The following is a 23,295-nucleotide window of genomic DNA, read 5'->3' as shown; positions in this document are numbered from 1 at the left end:
AGCCGCTTCAGCCTTCCGTACACCTCAGAAGATTGGGCCCCCTGAAGCATGTCCAGCGTAGCTGGCCGGAATGTGATGAAACGCGCGATCGGATTCCTCCGGCGCGACATCTCCGGCGACGACCGGGAGGTCGATGAAAAGGCGATCAACGATCTCGCAGCGGCCGAGGGCTACCGTGTCGACACCATCGTGACTGTCGGCCCGGAAGTCCCCCACCCGTTCAGCCGGATCCTGGTGGCCGTGAGCAGAACCGACGCCGACGTGGTGATCACACCCAGCCACGTCCATGTGGCCGACTTCGCTCGCGCGCTGCTCGTGGTCGCCGACCTGATCATCATCACCCCGCACCAAACCTTGCGCCGCGGCGTGCGGCACAGCGCAGAAAGCGACCGGCCATGACCAGCTGGCAGTGGATTCTCGTCGTGCTGGTCGTCGTCGCTGTCACCGCGGTCGGGCTGTTCGCGATGTCGGTCCGCAATGAACGCCGGGAAGAGTCGACTTCCTATCAGTCCCGCGATCGTATCGACCGCGAGACGTTCTGTGCGCTCGGATGGCCCGCGGTCGATGCCCCGCCGGAGGATGCGGCCAAGGCCTTCAGCATCGATGAGGCGCACACATTGATGCGCACGCACCGGGACTGCCGAGTCGAATCGTGCCCATGGAAGCGGGTCGCCTTCCAAACTCTGGTCGCCGCCGGACGGATCAAGCCCGACCTGAGATCCGAGCGTTACGCGCGATGACCAGGTACCCGGCGGCTACCAGTCGCGCACGGACTCTGCGCCTTCGATGAGGCTTTCACGCGCCCAATCGAGGTCGAGACTCAGCTCGGCTTCCGCTTCATCGAGGATGTGGTCGAGTGCATCGAAAAGATCCTCACGGTCGGCGGTGTCGATGAAGGGATCCTCTTCCTCGAGGATGTTGAATGCTTCGCCGTACTCGCGGCCGATTTCGGTCATTCGGCCGACGGTCGGATCGTCCGACAGCGCGGCAAGTACCGCCTGACGCGTCGACTCGTATTGCGCGAGCGCCTTCTGGTACTGGGTGCTGCTGATGTGATTTTCATTCTCCCAGCCCCGCAGTGGGTTCCCGCGATTCTCCGCAACCGATTCAGGCTGGTCGACGTGGGACATAGTCGGGGAAGTCAGCTCGTTCGCGTCGTTCATGTCGGTGATCGTATTGATCTGGAGAGGGTTTTCCGCACCTGGTGATTCTGCTTCCGAACGCTCACCGCCGGGGCAAGCCGGCGCACAGCCCGGGGACAGCGCTCGTGGGGGAGCCCCGCCTTTCGCCCGGACCGAGCACCGCATCGCGGACGTATCGCGAGATTATCAACGTGCCCGCACATCCTGGAACCTGCCGGATCACCGGTGAGTGGATGGGATGGAGTGCTGGGATGAACAACCCGAGCCGGTTTGCGGTGGTCGGTGCCACCGGACGCGCAGGCCGAGAACTTGTCGAGGCGCTGCGCCGCGAGGGGCACGAGGTCGTCGAGATCGCTCGGTCCGACCGGACGCCGCGCGGCATCGAGGTCGTCATCGATATGTCCAGCGCGGCGGCCGAATTGTCCGCATCTCGACTGGGGTTGCAGGAAACAGTGGCGCCGTCGGATACCGAACGCGAACTCTTGCCGCACTGCATCGATGGAACCTTCGCCGACTGGCTGGCAGCCAACTCGAGCCGGCACACCGAATACACTTATCGGTCTCCATCATCGGCACACCGCGCGATCGCTGCGCCACCTCGACGGTGACGCGCGTCGTGTCCGCTGGTGCGCGTCCTTGCGCTCGAGCAGGCCGACGGACCTCCGCGCACGCGGCAGCGGCGGTCGGTCAGGTTGCCGCGCCACGCCGTCGCCGCGCACGCAGTGCTTTGGCAACCGGCGCAACGGAATTGACGAGCATGAACATCAACCGCTCGGCTCGGGAACCCTGGGCCGGCATGATCGCCAACTGCCTGGCGATCTCGAGGCCGTTCGAGATTGCGGTGTTCGCCGCGATCGCGCCGTCGTGCACGACGAACAGGTCGGTGCCGAGGATGTTCAGCGCGCACCCGTTGGGTGCGACCCCGATCAAGGGCTCGGTGCCGTCGAAGGTGCCCCACATGCGCCAGTGCACCGCTGCTCGGTCGTCCTGCTCGGTCACCGAGATGATCTCGGCCCGAAAATCGGGCACCGCACGATGGATCGCCCGGAAGTAGTCGACGACTTCCTCGGGCGCGCGCAGTCGGGCGATCCCGACGAAGTCGTCGATCGCGCCGGGCTGCCAGCACGCTGCCACCGTAGCCCAGTCCTGCGCCGCGAGTGCCTCGATGTACCGACGCGCAACAGCGCCGGGGTTCGTCGATGTGGTCATCCCGTCAGTCTCCTCTCGTGCCGAGCCTGCTCCCCACCGTGCCGAACACAACCACGCGCCGAGGTCGGTTTCGACGAACATTCTCCGCACGGCGTCCGATTCCGCACTGTCCGTAATATCGAGGTATGCACGTGCGGTCGAAATTGTGGCGATGACCGAGCGCAAGCGGTTGGGCGTTTCCTTCGAATCGTGGATCGACAAGCTGATCCGCGAGGCGACCGAGCGTGGGGAGTTCCAGAACCTGCCCGGTGCGGAAAGCCTATTCCCGGGTCCGGTGGCGTGGATGACGAGAAGCTCTGAGGTGACATCCTTTTCATCAACGTCGGCGCCCTCGGCGTTACGAGTTCGCCGCGGACCTGATGCCTTTGCCGGGCCAGGTGGCGTCGGCGGGGGATGATGGCTCCATGTCATCGGATCTCGCCGCGTTCGTTCGGGGCCTGCCCAAGGCTGAGTTGCACCTGCACCTGGAAGGCACGTTGGAGCCGGAGTTGAAGTTCCGGTTGGCTCAGCGCAATGGCATCGAGTTGGTCGAGAAGACTGTCGCCGAGGTCAAACAGACCTATAAGTTCCACGATCTGACCTCGTTCCTGCAGGTCTACTACCCAGCCATGCGGGTGCTGCAGCAGTCGCAGGACTTTCACGACCTCGCGTTCGACTATCTGACCCGCGCCCACGCCGACGGGATCCGCCACGTCGAGATGTTCTTCGATCCGCAGGCGCACACCGGCCGCGGTGTCGCTTTCGCCGCGGTGATCACCGGCTACCGCTCCGCGATCGTGCAGGCGCGCCGGGAGTTCGGGATCTCCGCCGAGCTGATCCTGTGCTTCCTGCGCGACTACTCCGCCGAGTACGCCATGGCGACCTTGCTCGAAGCGCTGCCGTACAAGGATTGGATTATCGGGGTCGGGCTGGACTCCGACGAGCGCGGTAACCCGCCGAGCAAATTCGCCGCCGTTTTCGCCCGTGCCCGGCGCGAGGGTTTCCTGCTGACCATGCATTGCGATATCGACCAAACCGACTCCATCGAGCATATTCGGCAGGCGTTGGAGGACATCGGTGTCGATCGACTCGACCACGGCACCAATATCGTCGAAGACGACCGGCTCGTCGAGCTGGCCAAATCCAAGGGCATCGGACTGACCTGCTGCCCGGTCTCGAATTCGTTCGTTACCGAGCAGATGAAGTCGACCGAAATCATCGCGCTGCTCGACCGGGGGCTCGCGGTCACCGTCAACAGCGACGACCCGTCCTACTTCGACGCCTACGCGGCGGACAACTACCTCGCCCTCGCCGCGCATGCCGGTCTCGACATCGACCGAGTGGTCGCACTGGCCAAGAACTCCTTCCGGGCGTCGTGGATTACTCCTGCCCGCTTGGATGCGTTCCTCGGTGAGATCGACGACTATGTCGCGAAGAACCGGGGAGCCTGACGACAGCGCTACGGACCGGGGTTCCGGTAGTACTCGCGCGAAAAACGTTCCGGTAGTACTCGCGCGAAAAACAACGGGTAGTGCGTCACGAACGTGGAGAGGAGCTGAAGACGTAGGAGAAGCTTCTTGAAGCGGTGCTGCGTAGAGATGGAGGATTCTCGGCCCTCCAGTGTCGCCCTGCATGGGGGAGGCACTAAACCACCCTCTGCTGCGTTAGCTGAAGACTGTCGTGGTGAGCGATGAGGGAAAAGGCGTCCGTTGGAGGCGTCAGGTGGGGATCAGGAAGGCGTTGCGCTGAAAGCCCTTCCGGGGGTTCGCTGTTGAAGCGTCGAAATGTTTAGGACGACATCGAAACCTGGGTTTTATCCGACCTTGGAATGAGTCTGGCGGGAACCTGCTTACTGGCCAGATGGTGTCCGGCGTGAAGGCGGCGCGAGCCTGATCTGCTGCTCTTGCGTGGAACGTGAGAAGGCCCGTCCCGATACTTCTGTCCGCGAAGCTGATTCGCGGACGGAGAGAGGGAGCATCCCAAGCGGAGAACCCGCGAGGGACCGAGTACCGATGCGGGACGGCGCTGACGGACTGGCTCGTAGTAGCTGGGAAGTTCCTGCCTGGCGCGGTGGGAATGGAGCCAAGGGGCCAGGTCATCGGTGGCTTGTACTTGTTCGATCAACCAGGCGGATGTCCTGGGAGGAGTCGCGTGAGTGAGCTGAAGTCAACAGGCAAGCCGTTCGAGATCTCCAAGCGGGAGGTCTGGGAGGCGTGGGAGAAGGTCAAGCAGAACAAGGGCGGATCGGGAGTCGATGGCGTGACCATCGAGGACTTCGAGAAGGATCTGAAGAACAACCTCTACAAGATCTGGAACAGGATGTCCTCGGGAAGCTACTTTCCGCCTCCGGTTCGAGCGGTAGAGATACTGAAACAGCACGGTGGCGGCATGAGGACCCTCGGAATCCCTTGTGTCGGAGACAGGGTGGCGCAAACGGTGGTGGCCGCGCACTTGGAGAAACGGGTGGATCCGGTGTTCCATCCCGACTCCTACGGCTACCGGCCGGGGAAGTCCGCTCTGGATGCGGTGAGTAAATGTCGGGAACGGTGCTGGAAGAAGGACTGGGTGATCGATCTCGACGTCCAGAAATTCTTCGACTCCGTCCGGTGGGACCTGATCGTCAAAGCTGTGGAGGTGCATACCGATGCCCCGTGGGTGGTGCTGTATGTCAACCGGTGGCTTCGCGCACCGGTGCAGCAGCCCGACGGGACCCTGCTGGAGCGAACCCGAGGTACTCCCCAGGGGTCCTCGGTGTCGCCCGTGCTGGCAAACCTGTTCCTGCACTACGCAATCGAGTTGGACAAACGCACCGGCTACCTGGACTGCTTCGCCCACGCCAGCGGAAAACAAACGCGCACCCCAGAGCTGAAGCGGAATCTCATCGCGGTGCTGCTGGCCGGTGCGACGAACCTGGGGTTGACGCGGATGGCCGAAGGATCCGGCATCTCCTACGACATCCTGTCCTGGACCGAGGAATGGTATGTGCGGGAGGAGACGCTGCGCGCGGCGAACCTGGCGTTGATCGACTATTACCAGCGCCTGCCGCTGACCGCGGTCTTCGGTGCCGGCACGCTGTCCTCGAGCGACGGGCAGCGTTTCCCCACGCGCGGCAAGTCGACGACCGCGCGGGCGATGAGCCGCTACTTCGCTGGTGAGGGGCTGTCGACCTATACCCATGTCACCGACCAGCACGCCACCTACGGCACCAAGGTCATCGTCGCGACGAAACGCGAAGCCCACTACGTGCTCGATGAGATTTTGGGCAACGCCACCGATCTGCCGATCACCGAGCACGCCACCGACACCCACGGGGTGACCTTGGTGAACTTCGGGCTGTTCGACCTGCTCGGGATGCAGCTCTCCCCGCGGATCCGGGATCTGGGTAGAATCACCGTCTACCGGCCTGAACGCCGTGCGGACGCCGAGGCCCGGTTCCCGCACGCGGGACCGTTGATGACCCGCAAGGCGAACCTGGATTTGATCGCCGAGCACTGGGACGATCTGCTGCGGTTGGCCGGATCGTTGAAGTTCGGGCACGCCACCGCCTCCCTGCTGGTCGGCAAACTCTCGGCGTCGAGCCGCCAGAACACCCTGGCCGCGGCACTCAAGGAGTACGGGGCGCTGCGGCGCACCATCTACGCCGCGAAATATCTCGCGGATCCGGACTATCGGCGCAAGATCTCGCGCCAGCTCAACAAGGGCGAGTCCTTGCACGCGCTGCGCCGGGACCTGCTCTATGCGCACGAGGGCATGATCCGAGCCCGCCAGCTCGAAGACCAGGCCGAACAAGCGTGGTGTCTGACCCTGGCCACCAACGCCGTGATCGCCTGGACCACAGAGTATTACGGGCTCGCCGTCGAGCAGATGCGCCGGGCCGGGCAGCGTGTCGACGACGAGGTCCTGGCCCACATCTCCCCAGCGCACAGCGCCAACATCAACTTCTTCGGCACGATCGAGGTTGACATCGACGCCGAACTCGCCCAGCTGGGGCCGACCGGGTACCGGCCGCTGCGGGTACGTGACACGCTGTTCTGAACGCGCGCGGCCTGTCCGGTTTCCCAGGTGTGGTCAGCCAGTGGTGGGTTGGGCCGCGTCGGTGTCGGTGTGGATGGTGCTGCGGCCCCAGCCGATGTGGGATTCGGCGCGCATGCGGTCGATCATGTGCGGGTAGTGCAGTTCGAAGGCGGGTCGTTCGGATCGGATTCGGGGTAGTTCGTAGAAGTTGTGTCGCGGTGGCGGGCAGGTGGTGGCCCATTCCAGGGAGTTGCTGTATCCCCAGGGGTCATCGACGGTGACCACCTCGCCGTAGCGGTAGCTTTTGAACACGTTCCACACAAAGGCGGTCATCGACAATCCCAGCAGGAACGATCCGAGGCTGGAGATGGTGTTGAGGGTGCTGAATCCGTCGGTGGGCAGGTAGTCGGCGTAGCGGCGGGGCACTCCTTGGTTGCCGAGCCAGTGCTGGACCAGGAACGTGGCGTGGAAGCCAATAAAGGTGGTCCAGAAGTGGAGTTTGCCGAGGCGTTCGTCGAGCAGGCGGCCGGTCAGTTTGGGGAACCAGAAGTCGCTGATCCAACCGACAGCACACCCGTCGTCGTCGACGGGCAGCGGTGTGCTCGGGTCGCCGCTGTCCGCCCATGGGGCCAGAGGATTCTCCCGGTCACAAGACCGTGGCGCGAGCGCTGTGCTGAGCGCGATGGCCGGTCCGCTCGCGGGGAGTGTGTCCTCGCGTGTGGTGTCCTACTTCTTACGCGTCCGCCACCACGGCGTAGCGGGGTTCGCGGTCTCATGCCCTGGGCACCATTGGTCGGGGGAGACACCGGCTCGGACGGAGTCGATGTGGGCTCCGCAGCCCGACCAGGTGGTTTTGCCGCAGGTGCGGCATCGGGAAGGTGAGCACATCAGCGGGTCTCCTCGGTGGTGCGTTCGATCCTCGGGGGGCCTTGGTAGGGGCGGTGCAGGGCAGCGAATCCGGGGGTGGTCGCGGCGGTGACGAGTGCGTCGAGCAGGTCCCGACCGCGTTGCGCGGTGGGGCTTTCGGTCAGGACGGGGCCGTTGAAGCCGTGTCCGTCGATGACGATGATCGGGCTGCCGCCGCTGCCGCCGAGCGCGTCTTGGCTGGCCTTGTGCCTCTGGGTGACGTCCCTGTCGAGACCGGTGTCGTCCACGTGGTCGGCCAGCGCCGGGTCCAGGCCCGCTGCGGTCAGTGATGCGGCGAGCGCTTCGGGCCCGAGATCGCCGCCGTGCACATGCAGTCGGGTCCCGACAGCGTCGTAGAGACGCGCGAACGCCTCGGCTCCGGCGGTGCGGGTAGCCGCGGCGAACACTCTGCCCAGGCGGCGTGAACGGTCGATCATCGGCTGATGAGCGGCATCGACGTCGTGGCCGTCGTTGAGCGCGGCCAGGCTCATCTGCCGCAGCCGGACCGTGTGCGGGCCGGCGTCGGCGGCGGTGAGCAGCCACCGTGAGCTCACCCACGCGAACGGGCATACGGGATCGAGATACAGGTCGATTTCGGCCATCGACGGCCTCCTGGGGGAAGTTGTGGCGCGGCGGTTCGAGCGGGGATCGTGACCAGCCGCACCGAGGGGGATGCGTGCAGGTCGAGGTCAGCGGCTGGGGTGGGAGCGGGGACGGCCCTGCAGGTCGACCCCGAACACCGGGCCCAGCAGACAGAAGTTGAACACCCCCGCCGCGATCGGGACCAGCCCGATGACCGCGACCGCGATGCCGGCGGGTCCGCCGATGACGGCGAGCCCGATCAGGATCAGCGCGATTCCGGCGACGATGCGGGCGGCCCGACCTGCGGTGCCTCGCATGAACTCGACGATACCCATGATGGCGAACTCCTCTGTCTCGGCCCAACGGGGTTGCACTCCACAATACCCCATGGGGTATTGTCGGCTCGGTATTCAATATACCCCCTAGGGTATTGAAGGAGGGTCAGATGGTCGAGACGAAACTCGCTGGGACCGCCGCTGGCGCCCAGCACCCGGACACAGGTCCGGGGATGCTGGGTCGGTGGGGTGCGTTCATGGCCGGGCACACCCGCGCGGTGATCGGGGTGTGGCTGCTGATGCTGATCGCGCTCGGGGCCGCCGCGCCGAGTGTGTTCACCTCGCTCGCCGGAGCGGGATGGCAGACCAACGGCTCGGAATCGGTGCGCGCACGAGAATTGGCCCAGCAGCACTTCGGCGGCAATTCCTCGGCCGCGGTGCAGGTGGTGATCCACTCCGACACCGCCACGATCGGTGATCCGGCGATGGCCCGCGTCATCGACGAGGTCGGCGCGGTGTTCGCCGGTGACGACCGGATCGGGCAGGTGATCGCCCCGCAACCGGGGTTCACGATCAGCCCCGATGCCCACACCGGCATCGTGATCGCCGGTGCGAACGCCTCCACCGACGACATGGTCAAGGCCGTCGACGAGCACAAAGACGCGCTGACCGCGCTGACCGGGGACGGGATCGAGGTCTACCCGACCGGGGCCTCGGCGTTGTGGAGCGATTTCAACGCCGCCAACCACGACGCGATGATCAAAGCCGAGATGTTCTCCTGGCCGGTCACCTTGGCGATCATGGTGCTCGCGTTCGGGTCCATGGTCGCGGCCGGGCTGCCGCTGCTGCTGACCCTCGCCGGCCTGGTCGCCTCCGCGGGTGGGCTGGTGCTGCTCAACCAGATCACCCCGATCTCGGTGTGGGCGATGAACTTCGCCATGATGTTCGCCCTGGCCCTCGGGATCGACTACGCACTGTTCCTGGTCGCCCGCTTCCGCGACGCCTTGGCCCGCACCGGCGATCCCCGGGCCGCGGTCGCCGAAACCATGGACACCGCCGGCAAGGCGGTCCTGTTGTCGGGGTTGACGGTGCTGGTGAGCTTGTTGGCAGTGCTGATCGTGCCCGCGCCCGCGGTGCGCACGATGGCGGTGGGGATCATGTTGGCGGTGGTGTTCGTGCTGGCCGCGACCCTGACCCTGCTGCCCGCCGCGCTCGGTGCCCTCGGCGGCAAGGTCAACGCCGCGGCGTTGCCCTTTGCTCGCCGGCAGCAACACCGCTCTCCGGTGTTCGCGCGCTGGGGCCAGATCCTGCACAAGCACCCATGGCCCTTCGCCGCGGTGGCGCTGGCCATCCTGATCGGGCTGGCGGCGCCGGTGCTCGGGCTGAAAACCGCGATGCCGTCGATTCAGGTCGTGCCCGCCGACGCGCCGGTGCGCCAAGGCTATGAACTGATTCAGCAGCAGATGGGCCCCGGAGCCCCCGGCATGCTCTCGATCATCACCGCCGCCGCCGACGCCGAGACCACCGCCAACACCGCGCGCACCAGCACCGGCATCCTCATGCTCACCCCGCCCCAGCCCGCCGCCGACGGCAGCGACCTGGTGATGATGGCGGCCATGCCCGCGGTGGACCCGTCCGCACCGGAGATGGCCGCGATCCTGGACCGGCTGCGCGCCGATCTGCCCGAGAACGTTCTCGTGGGTGGTGCGGCAGCGGAGAACCTCGACCTGCAACAAGCCCTCGACGACTATCTGCCGATCGTGGTCTCGATCATCCTGGTCCTGGGATTCGTGCTGCTGCTAATCGCGTTGCAGGCCCCGCTGATCGCGGCCCTGGGCACCGGGGTCAGCCTGCTCTCGACCGCGGCCGCGTTCGGGGTGGCCAAGCTGATCTTCCAGGACGGGCACGGCGCCGGGCTGCTCGGTTTCACCCCGCAAGGGTTCCTCGACGGGTGGGGGCCGGTGTTCTTCTTCGCGATGATCTTCGCCATCGCCATGGACTACACGGTGTTCCTGCTGGCCACCGCCAAGGAACACTACGAACGCACCGGCGACCCCCACGCCGCGCACCTGGACGGGCTCGCGCATTCGGGGCGGGTCATATTTGCCGCCGCGGCGGTGATGGTGGCGGTGTTCTTCGCCTTCGCCCTCGCCGACCCGCTACCCCCCAAGGAGATGGGCATCATCCTCGGTGTCGCGGTGCTGCTCGACGCACTGCTGGTGCGCCTGGTGCTGCTGCCGGTCATCTTGCGCCTGACCGGACGCGCGGCCTGGTGGACCCCGGCGTGGCTGGCGCGGATCCTGCCGAGGATCAGCTTCGCCCATCACTGACCCGCGCGAAACGCTCACCCTCCCGGAATACCCCGTAGGGTATTCTGGGAGGGGTTCGACAGAAGAAGGAGATACACGATGGTCGGCGACGAAAACAGCATCGCACCGGTACTCAATCGGCTGCGCCGTGCACACGGACAGCTCGCGGGCGTGATCGCGATGATCGAGCAGGGACGCGACTGCAAGGACGTAGTCACCCAGCTCGCGGCGGTCTCACGAGCCCTGGACCGGGCCGGATTCAAGATCGTCGCCACCGGGCTGCGCGAATGCCTGGCCGGGCAAGCCACCGAGGGCACCGACCCGATGACCGTCGAGGAACTGGAAAAACTGTTCCTCGCCCTGGCCTGACCGACACCTGACCCCACCGAAAGGGAGTTCGACGTCATGTCGTTGCCCTCGCGACCCCGTGCATGGACCATCGACCGAGTGGGACCGCTGCTGGCCGGGATCCTGATCCTGACCAGCGCCGCACTGGCGGCGGCGCTGTCGCCGTGGTGGCTGCTGCTGACCGTCCTGGTCGAGGCGAACCTGCTGCTCTACAGCGCGCTCGACTGGTGCCCGGCCAGCCTGCTCATGGCCCGCCTCGGTATCCCCGCCGGCACCGCGACCTGCGCGGTCCCACGCACCTGAACACCCACCACACCTCCAGCGTCATCAACCGAGAAAGCGAGCCAGCTCATGACCGACACCAGAACCGACCTGGGACTGTCCACCACCGTGACCACCAGCTTCGACGACGCCGTCGAACGCACCCGCACCGCGCTGGCCGAGCAGGGCTTCGGGATCCTCACCGAAATCGACATGCAGGCCACCCTGAAAGCCAAACTCGGCCACGACATGGAGGACTACCGAATCCTCGGAGCCTGCAACCCGCCCCTGGCCCACCAAGCAGTCGAAATCGACCGCCAGATCGGACTACTGCTGCCCTGCAACGTCGTCGTGCGCCGCTCCCGCGACAACGACGCCGACATCATCGTCGAGGCGATGAACCCCCAACTGATGGTGCAGGTCACCGGAGAACCCGCGCTGGCACCCATCGCCGCCGAGGCCGCGACCAGACTGCAAGCCGCCATCGACTCGCTGCACCACACCCGCTGACCCCCGCACGGGCTCCTCAGACCGGTGCAAGCCGATCCGGATCGAGCGTCGAACGCCGCTCCTACCGGCTTCAACCAACGCTGGCCCGGATGCCACACGAGTGACCAGCGGGGCCTTCACGCTCACCCCACTGACCCATACGCTGGAAGTGAAGACATCCCGTGTGCGGCGGACCGGTCCCGATGCGATCGCACGGCACCCATCGAGTGAAAGGGATCGCAGCGATGACAAAACTGTCGACAATCAGCGACGCCGAGTGCCGGGTGCTTCTGCGATCGTTCCGGTGGCTCGGATCGCGTACCTTGAGGACGGGATTCCGGTCATCCGGCCGATCAACTTCACCGTTGCCGGTGACGGCGTGGTGGTGTGGACGGTGCCGGGCCGACACGGCGCCGCGGTAGCCGGCCAGACCGTGGCGGTGGAGGTGGACCAGATCGATCCCGACTCCCACAGCGGCTGGACCGTGCTGCTCACCGGGCAAGCCACGACGGTATCCGACATCGACGAACTGGTCGCCGCAGTCGATGTGCCCCGCCTTCCCTGGGTATCGATGCGCAACGATCAGGTCATTCGCGTCGAGATCGACCGCATCTCGGGCCTGCGCCTGGCCCCCGCCCCCTCGAAATAGCCCCCCGGTCCGACAACAGCGTGTTACAGGCACGCAGACACCCCGGCGCCGGGATCATCCACCGCGCCAGCAGGGCTGTTTCGAGCACCAACATCTCCGCTCCTGGACGCCTTCCGCCAGCCCCGGATAATGGTCTGTTATCCGGGGTAACATCGGAGGCAGCCTGCGGCGATCCCGTCGCGGCACAACACGAAGCGGTCCCGTTATCCGGGGCAAGCCGGGAAGCTGGGCACCGATGGCTGCGAGTAGCCGCCGTCGATAATGATGCCGCCGAGCTTCCTGGCGAGGGCGCCACGGGCGAAGAGTTCACCGGCCAGCGCGATCTCCTTGCCGCCGCCGTCGACGACGATGACATCACCTGGCGCAGCGGATTCGATGGCGCGCAGAACGGCGAAGAAGTCGTCTCGGCATCGGATGGTGTATGCGGGCCCGAAGATTCTCGTGGTGGCGGAGCGGGATCGAATGGCGCTGTGCAGCACGCGCGTTGCCTTGTCGGCGTCGCAGAGTGCGGTGGTGTCGACGGCAAGGAATTTCGCGCGGAGCTGGTCGTGCGGCATCGGCAACGCCCCTTCGAGGCTCGATGTGTGTGATCCAGGTGGCATCGTACGGGTCAGTGGCACGTCGGTAAGGTTCAGCCGGACCCGGGGGACCGTCGATGAAGGCAGGTCGATACTCATGCTTGCTCGGATTGTTCGCTTGGCCGTCGTCATGGTCTGCGCGGCAGTCGGTTCGGTCGCAGGCCATGCGGCCGCGGCCCCCGCAGTCGGTCGAAATCCGGTGTTGGTGATCGGCGGGTACGACGCCGATCAAGGAAAACTGGAAAGCCTGCGGACATGGCTCGGCGCGCGCGGGTATCCCGCGTATTCGATGGTGCTGCTCGGCAATCCGACCGGAACCGCGGCGATCGCCGACTCGGCGCACGCGGTGGCCGACAAGGTCGCGGAGATCCGGCGCGAGACCGGCGCGGTGCGCGTCGACCTGGCCGGCCACTCCATGGGTGGTCTGACCCAACGGCACTACGCCAAGTTCCTCGGCGGATCGGATCAGGTCGGCACCTATGTCGACTTCGGCACGCCCGAACTCGGTGAACCGCTCGGATGGCTGTGCTCGGCATGGTCTCAGGGCTGTCGCGACCTGGCTCCGGGATCGGAGTTCCTGACCGAACTCAACGCCGACCCCGCAGTGCCGCCCGGCCTGCCCGCCTACCATCTGTTCAGCGAAGGTGCTGGGGGAGAGACGAACTCGCTGCCGGGCGCTACCAACCGGAGCATCCAGTCGTTCTGCCCCGGACGACAGGTCGGCCACGCCGACGAACCCGTCGATGGCGCGGTGCGGGAACTGATCGATTCCGCACTGCGGGGTGGGCCGCTCACGACCAGCTGCCCGTAGCGCGACCAGCGATCCGGACGACCCGATCGACTGATCATCGCTCGGTGACGAGTTCCGGTCGCGGTGCGTTGCTGACGCGCGGGCCGGCCCTCCTCATCCCCGCTGGTGGTGCGTGAGCAGTCGAGCGAGCAGGCAGGTCAGGTTCTGTCTGTCCTCGGCCGAGAGCGGTCCGAGTAGGTCGTCCTGCACCTTGTCGAGCGCTCGGTCCATGCGTCGCAGTTGCCGGTCGCCGGCCTTGGTGAGGGTCACCATGTTGCGTCTTCGGTCGTCCGGGTCCGGCGTCCGCTCGACGCAACCCTGCTCGGCCAGCTCATTGATCGCCGCCACCACGTCGCTGCGGTCCATGCTGCACCGGCGACCGAGCTCGGCCTGGCTGGCTACCCCGAACTCGTCCAGCGCAGCCAGTATGCGGTAGTGATACCCCCGCGCACCCACCTCGCCGAAGCCGTCGGACGCCAACCGGTGGGCGTGCACTGCCAACTGGGTGAGCAGCCAACTCGGCTTCACGGTCAGGCGTGCGGGCGTCTCTTCCACGACAGCCACCATACATCGTTGGCGCAGCCAATGAAAATTGGCATAGTTGGCGTCGTCAATATTTGCGACGCCAATGAAGACGCCAATGAAAGGGAGTGACATGCCTGATGCCACTCGACACAGGTGGCCGATTCACCGAACGGCGGTGCGTACGAATCCTTGCGTTCGGTCGAGCAGTTTCCGTGCAGCTGCTGCGTCGACCCCGGCCAGCTGCATGACGATGGCGGTCTTCGCGTGACCGCCCGCGGCATCCAACAGGGCTGCGGCAGTGGGTGCGTCGACTCCGGTGGCCTCGGCAATGATGCGACGGGCCCGGTCGACGAGCTTGGCATTGGTCGGGTGCAGATCGACCATGAGGTTGCCATAGACCTTGCCGACCTGGACCATGGTCGCGGTCGAGAGCATATTGCAGACCATCTTCTGTGCGGTGCCCGCTTTCAGTCGGGTGGAACCGGTCACTACCTCAGGGCCGGTCTCGATCTCGATGCCCACGTCGGCATACGCAGTCGAGTCGGCATTGCGGTTGCAGGAGATCGCGACGGTTGCGGCACCCACCGACCGCCCGTAGTGCAACGCCCCGATGGTGTAGGGGGTTCGCCCGCTCGCCGCCAGGGCGACGACGACATCCGCAGCAGTGAGATTCGCTGCGGCCAGGTCCTGTTCGGCGCGCGCCGGATCGTCTTCGGCGCCCTCCACTGCCTTCGAGAATGCTTCGGGACCGCCGGCGATGATCCCGACCACCTCACCGGGAGCGATGCCGAAGGTAGGTGGGCATTCGACCGCGTCGAGCACGCCGAGCCTGCCGCTGGTGCCTGCACCGATATAGATCAGCCTGCCGCCGCGCCGCCGCGACTCGACAATCAGCTCGACGGCGCGTGCGATCTGCGGAATTGCTTGTGCCACAGCAGCGGCGACGCCTGCGTCTTCTGCGTTCATGGTGGCGAGCAGCTCGACGACGGGCATCGAGTCGAGTGTGGCGGTGCGCGGGTTCGGCAGTTCGGTGGTCAATGATCCGATGTTGTGCACTTCGCCTCCTGTGTCCCGCGAGAGATCGACCCGATCCGTGCTCCATAGTTGTTCGCCCATGCCGTCAGTGCACCGCGAGTGCGGCTCACCCCAGCTCCTTGGTCCGACGATCCGCGACGGCGTCATAGGTTCGGCGCAAGGCCGCAGGCGCCGACGGCGTGCGCTGCAGGACACCCACGTAGAGCGCATCCACTACGAGCAGCTGACTCATCCGGCTCGCCATTGCCGCGGACCGGAATCCGTCTTCGCGGCCGGCCACGAGCACTGTGTGTGCGGCCGAACGAGCCAGCTTCGACTGGGCTCCGGCCGTCACGGCGACCGTCGTCGCCCGGGCGCTCACTGCGCGGAGCACCGCGTCGACGACCCCTGCGGTTCCGCCGGAGTGCGAGAAAGCGACAGTTACGTCGCCTGCCTCCAGCAGGCTCGCCTGCACGAGTGCGTCGTCCTCGGATATGCAAGCACCGCACCACATTCCGATCCTGGTCAGCTTCTGCGCCATGTCCATCGCGACGAGCCCGGACGCCCCGATTCCGATCAGCTGCACACGCCGCGCCCCGACCAGTGCGTCGACGACCGCCTCCATGGTCGCGGGGTCGGCGAGTTCCGCGGTCGCCAGCATCCCTTCGGTCTCGAAGGCAGTCAGCTTGTGCAGCACCTTCGACAGCGGATCGTCGCCGTCGATGTCGGTGGCGAACACCGGTGCCCGGTCCTCGGCGCCTGTTGCGGCCAGTGCGAGACGCAGCTGCGGATAACCCTCATAGCCGAGCATTTTGGCCAGCCGAACGACCGCAGACGTGCTCGTCGTGGACCGCTCCGCGAGTTGATTCACTGTCAGCTGCGCGGCGCCCGAAGGGTTGTGCTGAATCACCCGCGCAACCTTCAGCGCGCTCGGGGTGAGCTGCGGGATGGCCGCGAGTAGCCGGGTGCGGACGTCCTCACCTTCTGTCACGGTTCACCCCGCCACCGTGAGGCGTTGCAGGGGCGTGGTCGGAGTCGCGGGGAAGTCGAATCCCGCTGCGCCGGGCGTGAGGGACCCGAGCACCGTCGTATGTGCCGCTCCGGTGCAGGCTGCATGGTTGCCTGCGAGCCCGTGCGCGGTGAGGAAGCCGAGTACAGCGAACGCCGTGGCCTCCTTGGCGGCCGAGGGCAGGCCGAGTTCGTCGGAGGTGCGCAGCGTTGTGGTGCGCAGGTGCTCACGCACCATCGCCATGAGGGTGGGGTTGCGTGTTCCCCCGCCCGAGGCGATGACTTCGGTGGGTTCGAAAGGGCCGAGGGCATCGGCGATGGTGTGTGCGGTCACTGCGGTCACGGTGGCGACGATATCGTCGTCGGCCAACGTCCGGCCCTGCAACACGCGCTCGAGGTAGCCGCGATTGAACAGCTCCTTACCGGTCGTCTTCGGCGGCATGGCGTCGTAATAGGGCTCTGCGAGCAGGGTTTCCAGTAGGTTGTCCTCAACCATCCCGCGGGCAGCGCGGACGCCGTCGCGGTCGAAGTGTTCACTGCCTCCGGTGACGAGCTCGACCGCCGCATCGATCAACGCATTGCCCGGTCCGGTGTCGAACGCCGCCGGTGGATCGCCGGTGACGGTCACGTTGGCGATGCCGCCGATATTGAGCGCTGCCGAGCGACCCGGGCGCCCGGCCAGCCACAGCACATCGAACAGTCCGACCAGTGGTGCGCCCTGTCCGCCCGCGGCGATGTCGCGTGCGCGGAAGTCGCTGACGACCGGCACACCGGTGCGCTCGGCGATCCACGCCGGTTGCCCGAGCTGCAGCGTGCCGTGCGTGGTGCCGTCGCGCACCCAGTGGTAGACGGTTTGACCATGCGATGCGACGAGATCGACTGTGCCGCTGAAGAACTCGTCGATGGCCGCATCGGCGGCAGCAGCGAACGCCTGTCCGATGGCGGTGTCGAGCCTGCACACAGCCGCCATGTCGAGCGAGCCGGGCGGCAGTGCCGCGATCAGTTCCGCGCGCAGCCAGTCGGGATATGGCCGGCTGAGCAGCCCGACTACGCGGACGTACATGGTGTCGTCCTTCGCGACGATGTCCGCGCCGACGGCGTCGATCGCATCGTGGGAGGTGCCCGACATCAACCCGATGACCCGCATCAGGCCACCACCTCGATCGGTTCGGGCGCGGTGCGTGCGGGTGCCGGATGAAAGCGGCTGGTGAGCCCACCGACCGCCAACGTGACGAGCACGCCGATCGGCACCAGCCACTGAGCGGCGATGCCCTTCTCTGTCACCTTCCCCGCGACCGTGACATCAATCTTGATGACCCGCACAACGAACGTCATCACGATTACGGTGACGCCGAAGGCGACGATGGCATCGAATTGGTTGGCGCGCGCGACGAGCCGACCGAGCAAGAAGGCCCCGAGCAGCGCCCCGTAGGTGTATCCCGCGATCGTGAGCGCCGTGAGGTAGACGTTACCGGTCGTCGCGCTGAATCCCATGGCGCACAGCGCCATCAGCACCGCCCACACCAGCGTCATGACCCGCGCCAGCCGCAGCAGTGACTCATCGGAGATCGCGGTGCGGCTGAAGCTGCGAATGATGTCCGCGACGGTCGAATTCGCCATCGAGTTCAGCGCGGAGGACAGCGAACCCATCGCCGCGCCGAGGATTCCGGCGACCAGCAGCCCCGAAATCACCACGGGTAGTCCGTGCAGAATGAAGTCGGGATACAGGCTGTCGGCGCTGGACAGGCCGAGCTCTTTGGGTGTCTTGCCACCGTTGTATGACCACAGCAACGCACCGACCAGGGAGAACGCCGCGAATTGCAGCGCGACGAAGACACCGGAGGCGATCATCGCCCGCTGGCTGTCGCGCAGTGACCTCGTTGCGAGGATGCGCTGCACGATCAACTGGTCGGAGCCGTGCGAGGCCATGGCGAAGAGTGCGCCGCCGAGGATCGCCGTGGGCAGTGCGAAGCTGTTGGTGAGGACGTGCCCCAGGTCGAAATCGGTGTCGAAGACACGAAACTTGCCTGCGTGCAACGCATCCGACCAGCCGTCGGCTCCGACATGACCGGTGAGGACGCAGATCGCGATGATGGCTCCGGTGAGGTAGAGGCCCATCTGCAGTGCGTCGGTCCAGATGACGGCCTTGATGCCGCCGAGGTAGGTGTACACGACCGTCAGCAGTGTCAGTGCGACGATGATGACGTCGTAGCCGATGTTCAGGCCGAACTCGCTGAGTAGCAGCTTGATCGGGATGGCGGAGGCGAACAGGCGCACGCCCTCGGCGAGCAATCGAGTGAAGACGAATGTCACCGAGGCGACACCCTGCAGATAGCGGCCGAACCGCAGCTCGAGGTACTGGTAGGCGCTGACGAAGCCGCCGCGTTTGTACAGCGGGATCAAGGCGATCGCCACGATCGTGCGGCCGATGATATAGCCCAGCGCCAGCTCGACATTGCCGAAACCCTGGTCGGTGTAGGCGCCGCCGGGGACGGAGATGACAGTGAGCACGCTCGTCTCCGTCGCGACAACCGAGAAACATACTGTCCACCAGGGCATTCGGCCCTCGCCGACGAAGTAGTCGCTGCTGGATTTCTGCTTCCCGGACAGGCGTAGGCCGATCCAGGCGACGACGACGAGGTAGACGACGATGACGGCGAGATTGAGTGCGTTCATCGCAACTCCCCGGTGACGCGGCGGACGAATGCAAATAAGTGTCAGCCGTCACATGTGCGATGTCAATATTTGTCAGGCTATTCGCGCCACCAATGCTTCGAGTGCGGTCGTCGGGTCGAGGGCCAGGAGTGCCGCGCCGTCGATCGGATCACCTAGCGGTGCCCGGCGATCGATCGCGTGCGCTATCGAATGATCGAGCGGGTCCAGTAACGCTGCGCCGAGCTTCAGCAGGCCTCCGGTGATCGCATACGGCACCGGAGGACGGATGCCGGATCGGTCGATCGCGGCGAGGACCGTCCGGGCCAGCGCACCGCCAGCGGCCGTCATGATGGCGGCCGCTGTCTCGTCGGTCGCGGCGGCGGTGGCGACGAACGGGGCGAAGCGAGCGGCGATCAGAGCTGGATTGTCTTGTTGCCCCAGATATTTCGGCAACTCGTCCAGGGTGATGCCATACAGTTCACCGATCGCATCGACCAGAGCGGTGCGTGGAGCGCGGCCGTCGTGGGCGCGCAATACGGCCCGTAAGCCTTCGGAACCGATCCACCCGCCGCTGCCCTCGTCACCGAGCAGTGGTCCCCAACCATCGACCCTGGTGAAACGTCCGGCGTCGTCGACCGCTGTCGCGACGGCTCCGGTGCCCGCCGTGAGGACGACGCCCGGTGATCCGCCGAGCGCTCCCGCATGGGCAGTGACGGCGTCAGAGGTCACCGCGACCGATGCGGCGGCGACCGAGGAAATGGTGCGCACCGCGGCCAGGTGTTGCGCAAGGACCACGGCAGCCTCCGGAGCGGCCGCGGCCCCCGCCGCACCAACAGACAGGACGAAAGGCGTTGTCGGAGCGATCTGGTCGATGACGGCGCGAATCGCATGCTCCGCGGCGGCAATGCCGCCCGCATTCGCGAGGCCGGGGGAGCCCTGCCCCTCGGCGTATCGCGTCTGGCCGCCGTCAACCCGCAAGGAGCCCCGACAGCTTGTCTTGCCGAGGTCGACGGCGAGGACATAGCTGGTCATGAGCCAATATCTTTGCAGCTACGGCGGGCCGAGTCGGCGGTGGCGGAAATCTCCCCGAAAAATAGCGCCAACGGCGGATGCTGGTGAGCGGTATTGCGTCGTAGGTGATTTCATGAGGATCCGTCGGGCGGCCAGAATCTCCAGTGGCAGTTCCACGTGACCGATACGAAAGAGAGTTGACATGACCCCAGACGTCGCCGCGGCGGCCCATCCGGACCGGACGTTAGCCTACGAGGACGGCGGCACGGCGTTCGCCGGATTACTCGTGCCACACGCGCCCGGGTCGCCGGTGCGCGGTGGGGTCATGATCGCGCCGGATTGGCGTGGACTCAGCCCGTTCGTGCGCCAGGGGGCAGCCCGGCTCGCCGGCGACGGCTTCGACGTCGCGGTAGTTGATCTCTATGGTGGCGGCCTGTACGCGACCGAGGAGTCGCAGGCGGGTCCGCTGATCACTGGCCTGATCGACGATCGCGCCAGCGGCGTGTCCCGTATGGCAAGTTGTCTCGAAGCGTTTCGACGCAAGGTGGGCGCATCGACGTCGGTCGTCCTGATCGGTTACAGCATCGGTGGCATGGTCAGCCTCGACTTCGCCCGAGACGGTGCCGCGGTGGCCGGGGTCGCGTTGTGCTCGGCATTGTTGAAGCCAGCCGAGCCGGGGGCACCGACGAAAGTGTCGGCGCCGGTCCTTGCCATGCACGGCACTCGGGATGTCGTGTGCCCGATGGACATGGTCCAGGCCCTGTCCGAGGAGATGGACAACGCAGGCAACGACGCCACGATCGTCCTCTACACCGGCACCCACCACGCGTTCTACAACCCTGAAGCGGGCACCGATCCGACCGCTCGCCTCGTCTACTCGGCGACGGCCGAGGCGCGCTCCCGGGACATGATCGATGAGTTCCTGGCGCAGACATTGACCTAAGCCGCGGTGCCGGTACACCACGCGACGAGCCCGAAAGGATCGGATGATCGGTGGATCCGAGGACAACGCCCGCTCGAATCGCTACTGTCCGAGGGCATTAGGCGAACCACATCGGCATTGCGGTGGTCGACCTCACGTGCGTGCCGTGGATTCGCTCCTTCTCTAACCAGGAGAACGCGTTGAGATTCACCAGAGCTACAGCGTTGATCGCGACGGCACTGCTTGTCACAAGCGTCGGGCTGTCCGCATGTTCGTCGAGCGACAGTGCCGAGGCCGATATCGTCACGACGAATGGCGGCGAGCCACAGAACCCCTTGGTGCCCACCAATACCAACGAGAATATGGGCGGTCGTGTCACCGATCGACTGTTCGCAGGTCTGAAGTATTACGACGCGAACGGGATAGCCCATGACGAGGTGGCGGAGTCGATCAAGTCGACGGATCGGAAGAACTACACGATCACCATCAAACCGGACTGGAAGTTCACCGATGGCACGACCGTGACGGCCAGGTCGTTCGTCGACGCCTGGAACTACGGCGCACTCGGCACCAATGCACAGCTGCAGGGCTCGATGTTCGACCCGATCCTCGGATACGACGAGGTGTCGGCGGAAAAGCCGACGGCACAGACGATGTCGGGGCTGAAAGTCGTCGACGAACGAACCTTCACCGTGGCGTTGAAGCAACCGTCCATCGATTTCGAGACCGCATTGGGCTTCATTGCGTTCTATCCGCTGCCCGAGGTGGCATTCAAGGACATGAAGGCCTTCGGTGCGAACCCGGTCGGCAACGGGCCGTATAAGTTCGAAACGTGGGAGCACAACGTCAAGATCGATCTGGCGCCCAACCCCGACTACCGAGGCGGGCGCCCGGCCAAGAACAAGGGCCTGCGATTTGTGATGTACCAGTCGTTCGACACGGCCTACTCCGATCTGCTGGCGGGCAATCTCGATACCCTCGATGTCATCCCGGACTCGGCGCTCTCGACCTACAAAAAGGATCTGGGCGACCGAGCAATCACCAAGCCGATCGCGTACAAAGCATGCCTCGGTATCCAGACCAACGTTGCGCACTTCGGCGGCGAGGAGGGTCTGCTGCGCCGCAAGGCGTTGTCGATGGCAATCAATCGAGATCAGATCTCCGAGAACATCTTCCAGGGCTTCAGGAAGCCCGCGCGTGATTTCACCGCGAGCACCCTGCCCGGATTCAACGGAAACCTGCCGGGCTCCGAGGTATTGAAGTACAACCCGGAGGAGGCCAAGAAGGTGTGGGCGCAGGCGGATGCCATCTCACCGTGGTCGGGTCGATACGAGATCGCCTACAACTCCGACGGCGGCCACCAAGCGTGGGTCGAAGCGGTCGCGAACAGCATCAAGAACACCCTTGGTGTCGATGCTGTCGGTGCGCCTTACCCGACGTTCAAAAATATTCGGGACCTGGTGAATTCGAGGGCCATCGGCAAGGCGTTCCGTTACGGTTGGCAGGGCGATTACCCCACCATGCTGCAGTTCCTGACCTCCATGTACTACAGCTTCTCCACGATCAACAATGTCGACTACAAGAACCCCGAGTTGGACGCCCTGCTCGATGCGGCGCTCGCGGCTCCGACCTTGGAGGAGTCCTACAAGATCGTGGCCCAGGCTCAGACTCTGCTGATCAAGGACATGGCCGACATCCCGCTGTTCGATTACGTTGCTGCCGCGGGACGGTCGGACCGAGTGAAGAAGGCCGAACTCACCTGGAACGGACTGTTCGACTTCGAAGGAATCGAGAAGTAGCCGCAACGCTCACGGCGTCTCGGACAAGGCCAGCTTCACTCCGAAAGCCAGCAGGACCGAGCCGGTCATCGCTTCCATCGCTCGCTTGACCGAGGGGCGGGCTATCCACGTTCTCGTGAACTGCACGCCGAATATCAGCACGCTGAACCACAGCAATCCCTCGATGTCGTGGACCACCGCGAGCGCCACCCCCATCGCCAGGTGTGGCGCCTGCAGCGGGATGAACTGGGGCAGCATCGCGATGTAGAAGACGCCGATCTTCGGATTGAGGAGATTGGTGGCCGCACCGCGCGCCCACGCGCGCCACAGGCCACCGCTCGCGTCGCCGTCGCCGTCGTCAACGCCGGCGGTGGACCCACGACCGCGCCACAGCGTGACCAAGGTCTTGACGCCGAGCCAGACGAGATACACCGCGCCCGCGATCCGCAACACCGTGTAGGCCAGATGCGAGGTGGTCAGCAACACCGAAAGGCCGCACGCCGCAGCCGCGCCCCAGACCAGCACGCCGGTCCCCACGCCGAGCGCCGTCGCGAAGGCGTGGCGGGAGCCTCGGACAATGGCGGCGCGCAGCACCAGTGCGGTGTCCACGCCGGGAACCAGCGTGAGCAGTCCTGCCACAGCGGCGAAGGAAACCAGGCCCATCCAGACACTCATGGACTCAACTTACTTGCCTCAGCGCATCTTCCACTCGCTGTGCACGCACGGCCACGAGCGTCGAGCCCGGCGAACGACGTTTGCCCTACTGGCACTCACCGATCGGGTGGTCGTCGGTCAGCTGGACGACCGAGGTGTGCGCGGGCCCGTCTACGGCGTCGAGCAATTCGATGGTT

At 65.6% G+C, this 23,295-nt stretch carries 24 protein-coding genes and 4 pseudogenes; 15 read left to right on the top strand and 13 right to left on the bottom strand.

Annotated features, from left to right (window positions below):
* Positions 1-48 precede the first annotated feature (48 nt).
* On the top strand, positions 49-399 hold the full coding sequence (locus OHA42_RS24600) for a hypothetical protein (protein WP_406230212.1): 351 nt from the start codon (positions 49-51) through the stop codon (positions 397-399).
* Entirely contained in the window at positions 396-740 is a 345-nt protein-coding gene (locus OHA42_RS24595) for a hypothetical protein (RefSeq protein ID WP_406230211.1), read from the top strand. The genes OHA42_RS24600 and OHA42_RS24595 overlap by 4 nt, the downstream gene beginning before the upstream one ends.
* Before the next feature lie 15 nt (positions 741-755).
* On the opposite strand, the gene OHA42_RS24590 is transcribed toward OHA42_RS24595, so the two are convergent.
* Positions 756-1,163, bottom strand: coding sequence for a hypothetical protein (locus tag OHA42_RS24590; RefSeq protein WP_406230210.1), 408 nt, complete (start codon positions 1,161-1,163; stop codon positions 756-758).
* Between the two features lie 230 nt (positions 1,164-1,393).
* Here OHA42_RS24590 and OHA42_RS24585 point away from each other — a divergent pair, with 230 nt between their 5' ends.
* On the top strand, positions 1,394-1,750 hold the full coding sequence (locus OHA42_RS24585) for a hypothetical protein (RefSeq protein WP_406230209.1): 357 nt from the start codon (positions 1,394-1,396) through the stop codon (positions 1,748-1,750).
* A gap of 79 nt (positions 1,751-1,829) precedes the next feature.
* Here the strand turns inward: OHA42_RS24585 and OHA42_RS24580 are convergent, their stop codons facing one another.
* Entirely contained in the window at positions 1,830-2,351 is a 522-nt protein-coding gene (locus OHA42_RS24580; RefSeq protein WP_406230208.1) for an ester cyclase, read from the bottom strand.
* A gap of 151 nt (positions 2,352-2,502) precedes the next feature.
* Between OHA42_RS24580 and OHA42_RS24575 the strand changes: the two are divergent.
* The 4 genes and pseudogenes from OHA42_RS24575 to OHA42_RS24560 form a co-directional block, all read left to right on the top strand.
* Positions 2,503-2,642: pseudogene (locus OHA42_RS24575) on the top strand (DnaJ family domain-containing protein); the annotation flags it as partial.
* 113 nt (positions 2,643-2,755) lie between these two features.
* Positions 2,756-3,781, top strand: a complete 1,026-nt coding sequence (add, locus tag OHA42_RS24570; protein ID WP_406230207.1) for an adenosine deaminase — start codon at positions 2,756-2,758, stop codon at positions 3,779-3,781.
* 625 nt (positions 3,782-4,406) lie between these two features.
* Positions 4,407-5,066, top strand: a pseudogene (locus tag OHA42_RS24565) (reverse transcriptase domain-containing protein); the annotation flags it as partial.
* 54 nt (positions 5,067-5,120) lie between these two features.
* A pseudogene (locus tag OHA42_RS24560) lies at positions 5,121-6,365 on the top strand (transposase); the annotation flags it as partial.
* Between the two features lie 33 nt (positions 6,366-6,398).
* Here the strand turns inward: OHA42_RS24560 and OHA42_RS24555 are convergent.
* The 3 genes and pseudogenes from OHA42_RS24555 to OHA42_RS24545 form a co-directional block, all read right to left on the bottom strand.
* Positions 6,399-6,893: pseudogene (locus tag OHA42_RS24555) on the bottom strand (cbb3-type cytochrome c oxidase subunit I); the annotation flags it as partial.
* A 338-nt stretch (positions 6,894-7,231) separates the two neighbouring features.
* Entirely contained in the window at positions 7,232-7,852 is a 621-nt protein-coding gene (locus tag OHA42_RS24550; protein ID WP_406230206.1) for a disulfide bond formation protein DsbA, read from the bottom strand.
* A gap of 87 nt (positions 7,853-7,939) precedes the next feature.
* Positions 7,940-8,167, bottom strand: coding sequence for a DUF2892 domain-containing protein (locus tag OHA42_RS24545; protein WP_406230205.1), 228 nt, complete (start codon positions 8,165-8,167; stop codon positions 7,940-7,942).
* Positions 8,168-8,277: 110 nt separating this feature from the next.
* Here OHA42_RS24545 and OHA42_RS24540 point away from each other — a divergent pair, with 110 nt between their 5' ends.
* The 5 genes from OHA42_RS24540 (at position 8,278) to OHA42_RS24520 (ending at position 12,163) form a co-directional block, all read left to right on the top strand.
* The gene (locus tag OHA42_RS24540; RefSeq protein WP_406230204.1) at positions 8,278-10,437 is read left to right on the top strand and encodes an MMPL family transporter; all 2,160 of its coding nucleotides are present in this window, start codon (positions 8,278-8,280) and stop codon (positions 10,435-10,437) included.
* A 78-nt stretch (positions 10,438-10,515) separates the two neighbouring features.
* Positions 10,516-10,785 carry a metal-sensitive transcriptional regulator gene (locus OHA42_RS24535; protein WP_406230203.1) on the top strand — a complete coding sequence of 90 codons (270 nt, stop codon included), beginning with the start codon at positions 10,516-10,518 and terminating at the stop codon, positions 10,783-10,785.
* A 36-nt stretch (positions 10,786-10,821) separates the two neighbouring features.
* Positions 10,822-11,067 (top strand): DUF2892 domain-containing protein, encoded by a 246-nt coding sequence (locus OHA42_RS24530; RefSeq protein WP_406230202.1) that lies wholly within the window; start codon positions 10,822-10,824, stop codon positions 11,065-11,067.
* A gap of 48 nt (positions 11,068-11,115) precedes the next feature.
* Positions 11,116-11,535, top strand: coding sequence for a DUF302 domain-containing protein (locus OHA42_RS24525; RefSeq protein WP_406230201.1), 420 nt, complete (start codon positions 11,116-11,118; stop codon positions 11,533-11,535).
* A 283-nt stretch (positions 11,536-11,818) separates the two neighbouring features.
* On the top strand, positions 11,819-12,163 hold the full coding sequence (locus OHA42_RS24520; protein ID WP_406230200.1) for a pyridoxamine 5'-phosphate oxidase family protein: 345 nt from the start codon (positions 11,819-11,821) through the stop codon (positions 12,161-12,163).
* A gap of 203 nt (positions 12,164-12,366) precedes the next feature.
* On the opposite strand, the gene OHA42_RS24515 is transcribed toward OHA42_RS24520, so the two are convergent.
* Positions 12,367-12,720, bottom strand: coding sequence for a hypothetical protein (locus tag OHA42_RS24515; protein WP_406230199.1), 354 nt, complete (start codon positions 12,718-12,720; stop codon positions 12,367-12,369).
* Between the two features lie 118 nt (positions 12,721-12,838).
* Between OHA42_RS24515 and OHA42_RS24510 the strand changes: the two genes are divergently transcribed.
* Positions 12,839-13,552, top strand: coding sequence for an esterase/lipase family protein (locus tag OHA42_RS24510; protein ID WP_406230198.1), 714 nt, complete (start codon positions 12,839-12,841; stop codon positions 13,550-13,552).
* Between the two features lie 93 nt (positions 13,553-13,645).
* Here the strand turns inward: OHA42_RS24510 and OHA42_RS24505 are convergent, their stop codons facing one another.
* From OHA42_RS24505 to OHA42_RS24480, 6 genes are all read right to left on the bottom strand, one after another.
* Positions 13,646-14,086, bottom strand: coding sequence for a MarR family winged helix-turn-helix transcriptional regulator (locus tag OHA42_RS24505; protein WP_406230197.1), 441 nt, complete (start codon positions 14,084-14,086; stop codon positions 13,646-13,648).
* 132 nt (positions 14,087-14,218) lie between these two features.
* On the bottom strand, positions 14,219-15,049 hold the full coding sequence (gene murQ, locus OHA42_RS24500) for an N-acetylmuramic acid 6-phosphate etherase (RefSeq protein ID WP_406239581.1): 831 nt from the start codon (positions 15,047-15,049) through the stop codon (positions 14,219-14,221).
* 148 nt (positions 15,050-15,197) lie between these two features.
* Complete coding sequence (locus OHA42_RS24495; RefSeq protein ID WP_406230196.1) at positions 15,198-16,061, bottom strand: MurR/RpiR family transcriptional regulator; 864 nt, start codon at positions 16,059-16,061, stop codon at positions 15,198-15,200.
* A gap of 3 nt (positions 16,062-16,064) precedes the next feature.
* Positions 16,065-17,225, bottom strand: a complete 1,161-nt coding sequence (locus OHA42_RS24490; RefSeq protein WP_406230195.1) for an anhydro-N-acetylmuramic acid kinase — start codon at positions 17,223-17,225, stop codon at positions 16,065-16,067.
* The gene (locus tag OHA42_RS24485) at positions 17,225-18,754 is read right to left on the bottom strand and encodes a sodium:solute symporter (protein ID WP_406230194.1); all 1,530 of its coding nucleotides are present in this window, start codon (positions 18,752-18,754) and stop codon (positions 17,225-17,227) included. The genes OHA42_RS24490 and OHA42_RS24485 overlap by 1 nt, the downstream gene beginning before the upstream one ends.
* A 72-nt stretch (positions 18,755-18,826) precedes the next feature.
* Positions 18,827-19,765, bottom strand: coding sequence for an N-acetylglucosamine kinase (locus tag OHA42_RS24480; RefSeq protein ID WP_406230193.1), 939 nt, complete (start codon positions 19,763-19,765; stop codon positions 18,827-18,829).
* Positions 19,766-19,946: 181 nt separating this feature from the next.
* Between OHA42_RS24480 and OHA42_RS24475 the strand changes: the two genes are divergently transcribed.
* Together OHA42_RS24475 and OHA42_RS24470 are read left to right on the top strand one after the other, a co-directional pair.
* Positions 19,947-20,687, top strand: coding sequence for a dienelactone hydrolase family protein (locus tag OHA42_RS24475; RefSeq protein ID WP_406230192.1), 741 nt, complete (start codon positions 19,947-19,949; stop codon positions 20,685-20,687).
* Positions 20,688-20,866: 179 nt separating this feature from the next.
* Positions 20,867-22,465 (top strand): ABC transporter substrate-binding protein, encoded by a 1,599-nt coding sequence (locus OHA42_RS24470; RefSeq protein WP_406230191.1) that lies wholly within the window; start codon positions 20,867-20,869, stop codon positions 22,463-22,465.
* Between the two features lie 9 nt (positions 22,466-22,474).
* Here OHA42_RS24470 and OHA42_RS24465 read toward each other — a convergent pair whose 3' ends face one another.
* On the bottom strand, positions 22,475-23,119 hold the full coding sequence (locus OHA42_RS24465; RefSeq protein ID WP_406230190.1) for a LysE family translocator: 645 nt from the start codon (positions 23,117-23,119) through the stop codon (positions 22,475-22,477).
* Positions 23,120-23,295 lie beyond the last annotated feature (176 nt).

The sequence above is a fragment of the Nocardia sp. NBC_01009 genome (assembly GCF_045208035.1).
In the GTDB taxonomy this organism is placed as follows: Bacteria; Actinomycetota; Actinomycetes; order Mycobacteriales; family Mycobacteriaceae; genus Nocardia.
The sequence above is the reverse complement of the archived record's forward strand: the minus strand, read 5'-3'. Positions and strand labels throughout refer to the sequence as shown.

Coding starts and splice junctions, on each gene's coding strand:
- OHA42_RS24525 (WP_406230201.1), top strand. CDS start 11,116: ATGACCGACACCAGAACCGACCTGGGACTGTCCACCACCGTGACCACC.
- OHA42_RS24550 (WP_406230206.1), bottom strand. CDS start 7,852: ATGGCCGAAATCGACCTGTATCTCGATCCCGTATGCCCGTTCGCGTGG.
- OHA42_RS24510 (WP_406230198.1), top strand. CDS start 12,839: ATGCTTGCTCGGATTGTTCGCTTGGCCGTCGTCATGGTCTGCGCGGCA.
- OHA42_RS24595 (WP_406230211.1), top strand. CDS start 396: ATGACCAGCTGGCAGTGGATTCTCGTCGTGCTGGTCGTCGTCGCTGTC.
- OHA42_RS24590 (WP_406230210.1), bottom strand. CDS start 1,163: ATGAACGACGCGAACGAGCTGACTTCCCCGACTATGTCCCACGTCGAC.
- OHA42_RS24585 (WP_406230209.1), top strand. CDS start 1,394: ATGAACAACCCGAGCCGGTTTGCGGTGGTCGGTGCCACCGGACGCGCA.
- add (WP_406230207.1), top strand. CDS start 2,756: ATGTCATCGGATCTCGCCGCGTTCGTTCGGGGCCTGCCCAAGGCTGAG.
- OHA42_RS24515 (WP_406230199.1), bottom strand. CDS start 12,720: ATGCCGCACGACCAGCTCCGCGCGAAATTCCTTGCCGTCGACACCACC.
- OHA42_RS24475 (WP_406230192.1), top strand. CDS start 19,947: ATGACCCCAGACGTCGCCGCGGCGGCCCATCCGGACCGGACGTTAGCC.
- OHA42_RS24530 (WP_406230202.1), top strand. CDS start 10,822: ATGTCGTTGCCCTCGCGACCCCGTGCATGGACCATCGACCGAGTGGGA.
- OHA42_RS24540 (WP_406230204.1), top strand. CDS start 8,278: ATGGTCGAGACGAAACTCGCTGGGACCGCCGCTGGCGCCCAGCACCCG.
- OHA42_RS24485 (WP_406230194.1), bottom strand. CDS start 18,754: ATGAACGCACTCAATCTCGCCGTCATCGTCGTCTACCTCGTCGTCGTC.
- OHA42_RS24545 (WP_406230205.1), bottom strand. CDS start 8,167: ATGGGTATCGTCGAGTTCATGCGAGGCACCGCAGGTCGGGCCGCCCGC.
- OHA42_RS24580 (WP_406230208.1), bottom strand. CDS start 2,351: ATGACCACATCGACGAACCCCGGCGCTGTTGCGCGTCGGTACATCGAG.
- OHA42_RS24600 (WP_406230212.1), top strand. CDS start 49: ATGTCCAGCGTAGCTGGCCGGAATGTGATGAAACGCGCGATCGGATTC.
- OHA42_RS24465 (WP_406230190.1), bottom strand. CDS start 23,119: ATGAGTGTCTGGATGGGCCTGGTTTCCTTCGCCGCTGTGGCAGGACTG.
- murQ (WP_406239581.1), bottom strand. CDS start 15,049: ATGCCCGTCGTCGAGCTGCTCGCCACCATGAACGCAGAAGACGCAGGC.
- OHA42_RS24535 (WP_406230203.1), top strand. CDS start 10,516: ATGGTCGGCGACGAAAACAGCATCGCACCGGTACTCAATCGGCTGCGC.
- OHA42_RS24480 (WP_406230193.1), bottom strand. CDS start 19,765: ATGACCAGCTATGTCCTCGCCGTCGACCTCGGCAAGACAAGCTGTCGG.
- OHA42_RS24490 (WP_406230195.1), bottom strand. CDS start 17,225: ATGCGGGTCATCGGGTTGATGTCGGGCACCTCCCACGATGCGATCGAC.